At 58.9% G+C, this 6050-nt stretch carries 5 protein-coding genes and 1 pseudogene; 3 read left to right on the top strand and 3 right to left on the bottom strand.

The features are described from left to right. Positions 1–285, top strand: a pseudogene (locus tag ACIOZM_RS28165) (glyceraldehyde-3-phosphate dehydrogenase); the annotation flags it as partial. Between the two features lie 215 nt (positions 286–500). On the opposite strand, the gene ACIOZM_RS28160 reads toward ACIOZM_RS28165, so the two are convergent. Then, positions 501–1802 carry an MFS transporter gene (locus ACIOZM_RS28160; protein WP_401220081.1) on the bottom strand — a complete coding sequence of 434 codons (1302 nt, stop codon included), beginning with the start codon at positions 1800–1802 and terminating at the stop codon, positions 501–503. A 371-nt stretch (positions 1803–2173) separates the two neighbouring features. On the opposite strand from ACIOZM_RS28160, the gene ACIOZM_RS28155 reads away from it, so the two are divergent. Beyond that, the gene (locus ACIOZM_RS28155; protein WP_401220078.1) at positions 2174–3160 is read left to right on the top strand and encodes an FAD:protein FMN transferase; all 987 of its coding nucleotides are present in this window, start codon (positions 2174–2176) and stop codon (positions 3158–3160) included. 197 nt (positions 3161–3357) lie between these two features. Beyond that, positions 3358–4752, top strand: a complete 1395-nt coding sequence (sthA, locus tag ACIOZM_RS28150) for a Si-specific NAD(P)(+) transhydrogenase (RefSeq protein WP_064117858.1) — start codon at positions 3358–3360, stop codon at positions 4750–4752. Between the two features lie 42 nt (positions 4753–4794). Here the strand turns inward: sthA and ACIOZM_RS28145 are convergent, their stop codons facing one another. Beyond that, a complete protein-coding gene (locus ACIOZM_RS28145; protein ID WP_401220075.1) occupies positions 4795–5517 on the bottom strand; it encodes a glycerophosphodiester phosphodiesterase in 723 nt (240 codons plus the stop codon). Between the two features lie 14 nt (positions 5518–5531). Then, a partial coding sequence (locus ACIOZM_RS28140) for a PilZ domain-containing protein (RefSeq protein ID WP_401220072.1) occupies positions 5532–6050 on the bottom strand: 519 nt, incomplete at its 5' end.

Below are 6050 nucleotides of genomic sequence, written 5' to 3'. Positions count from 1 at the left end.
CTTGAGAAAGCCGCCACCCGTGAAGAGATGAACGAGTACCTGCGCTACATGGCGCTGCACTCCGATCTGCACAAGCAAATCGACTTCGTCAATTCGCAGGAAGTGGTTTCCACCGACTTCGTTGGCTCGCGCCACGCAGGCGTTGTCGATGCTGAAGCGACGATCACCCAGGATAACCGCGTTGTTCTGTACGTCTGGTACGACAACGAGTTCGGTTACAGCTGCCAGGTGATCCGCGTGATGGAAGACATGGCCGGTGTAAACCCGCCAGCATTCCCGCGCTAAGCCTTAGCTGCAAATGAAAACGCCCCGACTTTGGTCGGGGCGTTTTTGTTTGTGTGGCTTGTAGAGAGGTGTTGTCAGGGCTGGCCTCATCGCCAGCAGGCTGGCTCCCACATTTGATCTTCGCCGTTCACAAATCCCCCTGTGGGAGCTAGCCTGCTTTGATCTTCGCCGTTCACAAATCCTCCTGTGGGAGCTAGCCTGCTAGCGATAGCAATTTATCGGGCGCCGCCAGGCACGGCTGCTTGCGCCGTACGCAGTTCATGCTTGTTGCCACGGAACAGCACCAGCGTCGCCAGCAATCCCATCACCGCCGCGCCGCTGAGCCAGATCCCCGGCGCAGCCTTGTTATCCAGTACATGAATCAGATAAGTACACGCTGCCGGTGTGAAGCCACCGAAGGTTGCAGTCGCCAGGCTATAGGCCAGCGAAAACCCGGTCGTACGCACTTCGACCGGCATGATCTCGGTCAGCGCCACAACCATCGCCCCGTTGTACGAGCCATAGAGGAACGACAGCCACAACTCGACGATCAGCAAATGGCTGAAGCTCGGGTTCGCCACCAGCCACGACAGGGCTGGATAGGCAGTGAGAATCGCCAGAATCGTCGCCGCAAGCAGTAGGGGTTTACGTCCGATCCTGTCGGAAAGTGCACCCATCACCGGCAGCCAGAAGAAGTTCGACAGACCGATACATACCGTCACCAGCAGCGCGTCGAAATCCGACAAGTGCAGTTCAGCCTTGCCGAAGGTCGGGGTGTAAGCGGTGATCAGGTAGAACGACACGGTGGTCATCACCACCAAGGCCATGCCGGCGATGACGATGCCGAAGTTCTGACCGATCGAACGGACGATTTCCTGCAGGGTAGGGCGATGTTTCCGCGCCTGGAATTCCGGGGTTTCTTCCAGCGAGCGACGAATCACGAAGATCACCGGAACGATCATGCAGCCGATCAGGAACGGCACGCGCCAGCCCCAGTCACCCATTTGTTCCGGGCTCAGCCAATGATTGAGGCCGACACCGAGCAACCCGGCGAAGACCACTGCCGCTTGCTGGCTGGCGGACTGCCAACTGACGAAGAAGCCCTTGCGGCCCGGCGTGGCGATTTCCGCCAGATAAACCGAGACGCCGCCCAATTCCACGCCAGCCGAGAAGCCTTGCAGCAAACGCCCGAACAGCACAATCAGTGGCGCGGCCACACCCAGCGTTGCATAACCCGGGACGCAGGCAATCAGCACGGTGCCAGCAGCCATCAGCGCCAGCGTGATGATCAGACCTTTGCGGCGACCATGACGGTCGATGTAAGCACCGAGGAAAATCGCCCCCAACGGCCGCATCAGGAAGCCGGCACCAAAGGTGGCCAGCGACAGCATCAGGGAAGCAAAGGCGCTATCGGCCGGGAAGAAGGTTTTGGCGATGGCTGTGGCGTAGAAGCCGTAGACCATGAAGTCGAACATTTCGAGAAAATTGCCGCTGACAACGCGAAAAATCGCTTTGCCTTTGCCCGTTGTGGAGGACATGGGTGGGTACTCTCTATTAGCTGTCTTATTGGAAATCCCTGATCTAGACACGTCCTCGTCGTCACGCGGCAACTCAGGCAGTACCTGTGAACAGTTTTGTAACCATATGTGTATAGAGAATAGTAGGCAACTACTAGTTAGCGGGTTGCTTAAACGATATAGCCATTAGCGGAGCTGTTCGATGTTCGCTGGCGCATGAAAACCTGTAGGAGTGAGCCTGCTCGCGATGGCGGTATGCCGGTTAAAGATCGGCTACCTGACACTACGCCATCGCGAGCAGGCTCACTCCTACAGGTTCTGGCGCATAATCTTCCGCTTTGTGCTGGGCCAGAGGGTTCGTTGTGATGCTAGGGAGATTGCTTGGTCTTGTAATGCTGGCAGGCATGTTGTCCGGCTGCGGCAACGGCGATTCCATGGAAAGCTTCGGCGGCCCGACCATGGGCAGCACCTATTCGATCAAGTACGTGCGTCACGCCGGTCTCGCGGATTCGACGCAAGTTCGTAGCGAAGTGGAAGGCATCCTCGGCGAAGTGGATCGGCAGATGTCGACCTACCGCAGTGATTCGGACATCGAACGCTTCAATGCACTCCCTGCCAGCAGCTGTCAGACCATGCCGGCATCGATACTCGAATTGGTCAGGGTCGGCGAACAACTGTCGCAACAAAGCGAAGGCTCCTACGACCTGACAGTTGAACCGCTGATGAATCTCTGGGGTTTCGGCCCGCAAGGTCGTGAAGAAAAAGTCCCAAGCGCTGCCGCATTGGCCGAAGTCATGCAACGCGTCGGCTATCACCATCTGCGCATCGACGGCGATCAACTGTGCAAGGACGCAGCCGTCGAGGTTGACTTCGACAGCATTGCCGCCGGTTACGCCGTCGATACGATTGCCGCAAGACTCGAAGCCATGGGTATTCACGATTACCTCGCCGAAGCCACCGGCGAACTCAAGGCTTCGGGCAAAAAACTCGACGGCTCACCATGGCGAATTGCGCTGGAGGAGCCCCGTGACGATCAGCAAGTGGCCGAGCGCGTTATCAGCATCGACGGTTATGGCGTTTCCACCTCCGGCGATTACCGCAATTACTTCCTGCAGGATGGCCGGCGTTATTCCCACACCTTTGATGCTCGGTCTGGTGCGCCGGTCCTACACAACCTGGCGTCAGTCACGGTGATTCATCCTTCAACGCTGATGGCCGATGGACTATCGACGCTGTTGCTGATTCTCGGCCCTGAAAGGGCTTGGGACTATGCCGAAAAACATGACATTGGTGCATTCTTTGTCATTCGTGCCGATACAGGTTTTGTCATCCGCACCAGTAAGGCCTTTGAGCGACTCAGTGGCAAAAAAACTGACTGAGGACAATGCGAAAGCTGGCGTTGTAGTGCAGGCAAAAGTAGCCTACGACGCGACCAAGGGTTAATGTGCGCGGCGTTGACGCTTCTATAGACTGTGTCCGGGTTCTTTACTTGCCCCCAATTGTTCCTTCGCGCCGCCAATCGGCGTGATTTAGCCGCAGGTGCTGCTGGCACCGCGGCCTGTTCTGAGGAGTACGCATGGCTGTCTACAACTACGACGTGGTGGTGCTGGGTTCCGGCCCGGCGGGAGAAGGCGCGGCAATGAACGCCGCCAAAGCAGGACGCAAGGTGGCGATGGTTGATAGCCGTCGTCAGGTCGGCGGTAACTGCACCCACCTGGGTACCATCCCGTCCAAGGCCCTGCGTCACTCGGTGCGGCAGATCATGCAGTTCAACACCAACCCGATGTTCCGGGCGATTGGTGAGCCGCGCTGGTTCTCCTTCCCGGACGTGTTGAAAAGCGCCGAGAAAGTCATTTCCAAGCAAGTCGCTTCGCGTACTGGCTACTACGCCCGTAACCGCGTCGACGTGTTCTTCGGCACTGGCAGCTTCGCCGACGAGCAAACCATCGAAGTGGTCTGCGCCAATGGCGTGGTCGAAAAACTGGTGGCCAAGCACATCATCATCGCCACCGGTTCGCGCCCGTATCGCCCGGCGGACATCGATTTCCACCACCCGCGTATCTACGATAGCGACACCATCCTCAGCCTCGGCCACACTCCGCGCAAACTGATTGTTTACGGCGCTGGCGTGATCGGCTGCGAATACGCCTCGATCTTCAGTGGTCTGGGTGTGCTGGTTGAATTGGTGGATAACCGTGGTCAGTTGCTGAGCTTCCTCGACTCGGAAATTTCCCAGGCGTTGAGCTACCACTTCAGCAACAACAACATCACCGTGCGCCACAACGAAGATTACGATCGCGTTGAAGGCGTGGACAACGGCGTGATCCTGCACCTGAAGTCGGGCAAGAAGATCAAGGCTGACGCCTTACTCTGGTGCAACGGCCGTACCGGCAACACCGATCAGTTGGGTCTGGAAAACATCGGCGTCAAGGTCAACAGCCGTGGCCAGATTGAAGTCGACGAGGCTTACCGCACCTGCGTACCGAACATCTACGGTGCCGGCGACGTGATCGGCTGGCCGAGCCTGGCCAGTGCCGCGCACGACCAGGGTCGTTCTGCGGCTGGCAGCATCGTTGATAACGGTAGCTGGCGCTTCGTGAATGACGTGCCAACCGGCATCTACACGATTCCGGAGATCAGCTCGATCGGCAAGAACGAGCAGGAGCTGACTCAGGCCAAAGTGCCGTACGAAGTCGGCAAGGCGTTCTTCAAGAGCATGGCGCGTGCGCAGATCGCCGGCGAGCCGCAAGGCATGCTGAAGATTCTGTTCCACCGTGAAACCCTGGAAGTGCTGGGCGTTCACTGCTTCGGTTATCAGGCGTCGGAGATCGTCCACATCGGTCAGGCGATCATGAGCCAGCCGGGCGAGTTGAACACGTTGAAGTACTTCGTCAACACCACGTTCAACTACCCGACCATGGCTGAAGCCTATCGCGTAGCGGCGTACGACGGCCTCAACCGGCTTTTTTGACGGGCTCCGGCCGGTGGCCTGAGCCGGCCGGGGAGACCGATTTCAGCAATTCTCGAGAGTGGCAGTGGCCAAGCCGGGATAGTGTGTCATCAGGCTGTCAACGCCGAAGTCGGCGAGTCTGCGCATCAGCGCAGGCTCGTTGACGGTCCACACCGACACATGCAGCCCCTGACGCTGCGCCTTCTGCAGGCGTTCCGGCGTACACAGCGTCCAGTTCAACGCGAGAATCTCACAGCCATAACTTGCCGCGACCTTCAACGGGTCGAGCCAGGCGTATTCGGCTACCAGCCCACGAGACACATCCGGCACCAGATCCAGCGCAGCCTTCAGCACTTCCCGTGAACTCGAGGTGATCGTCACCTTGTCCAGCAGGCCGTGGCGCTGAGCCATTTCGCGGATCGCCAGCACGGTAGTCGCTGCGCGGGTGCGCGAAGCGCTTTTGACTTCAAGCTGCCAGTGCTCGAAATCGCATTTCTCGAACAGTTCTTCCAGTGTTGGAATCGGGCACGGCTTGATCCAGCCCGGACCGCCCTTGCGTGCGTCGTAGGTCACCAGTTCGGCAGCGGTGTGCTCGACGACTTTGCCGCGCCGGTCAGTGGTGCGCTTGAGGGTCGGGTCGTGGATGACCATCAGCTCGCCGTCCTTGGACAGGTGCAGATCCAGCTCGCAGCGGCGCACGCCGTGCTTGAGACATTCCTGAAAACTGGTCAGGGTATTTTCCGGTGCTTCGCCCTTGGCGCCGCGGTGGCCGTAGATAAGGGTCACGGTTCTTCCTTAAGTTAAATGCCTGATTCGTTCTGTTCGCGGGCCAGACGTCGTTCCTGGGCCTGCTTCTGCAAAATGTAGCGGGCGAGCAACTGGCGCTGGGCATCGGTCAGGTATTCGAACTCGGTGCCGACGTCGTAGCCGTCGCCCTTGCGATCGCAATGGGTGACGCGGGCGCGCAACAGCAGACCGAGCGCCTGCGGCATCAACACCAGTTTGACCGACAGGTGGGCGCCCACGGCAATCGCTGTCGGGTACTGAAAGTCGATGCCGCCCTCGGAGATGATCACCGGTTGCGGCTCGCCGATCTGCCCGAGCACGGTCAGGGCGACCACCTGGCTGAGCAGGTCGATGCGTTTGTTCTGCGACTTCAAGAATGCCGCAATCGCCCGGTCACGCTCACTGATCTGGCGCAACAGGTGCTGCGACTCGAATTCGCTCAGGTGCAGTTCGCTGAGCAGGTTGAACAGCGGGGAAGCATCCTGCAACACTTCCTGGCCTGCGGCTTCGGGAGCGGACAGGGGCCGAATTTC

Source organism: Pseudomonas sp. NPDC087346 (assembly GCF_044744235.1).
GTDB lineage: Bacteria > Pseudomonadota > Gammaproteobacteria > Pseudomonadales > Pseudomonadaceae > Aquipseudomonas.
This window is presented reverse-complemented; position numbering and strand designations above follow the sequence as displayed.

What these genes read in the sequence shown, in the direction of transcription:
- ACIOZM_RS28160 (WP_401220081.1), bottom strand. Translation starts at nt 1,802, where the DNA reads ATGTCCTCCACAACGGGCAAAGGCAAAGCGATTTTTCGCGTTGTCAGC.
- ACIOZM_RS28155 (WP_401220078.1), top strand. Translation starts at nt 2,174, where the DNA reads ATGCTGGCAGGCATGTTGTCCGGCTGCGGCAACGGCGATTCCATGGAA.
- sthA (WP_064117858.1), top strand. Translation starts at nt 3,358, where the DNA reads ATGGCTGTCTACAACTACGACGTGGTGGTGCTGGGTTCCGGCCCGGCG.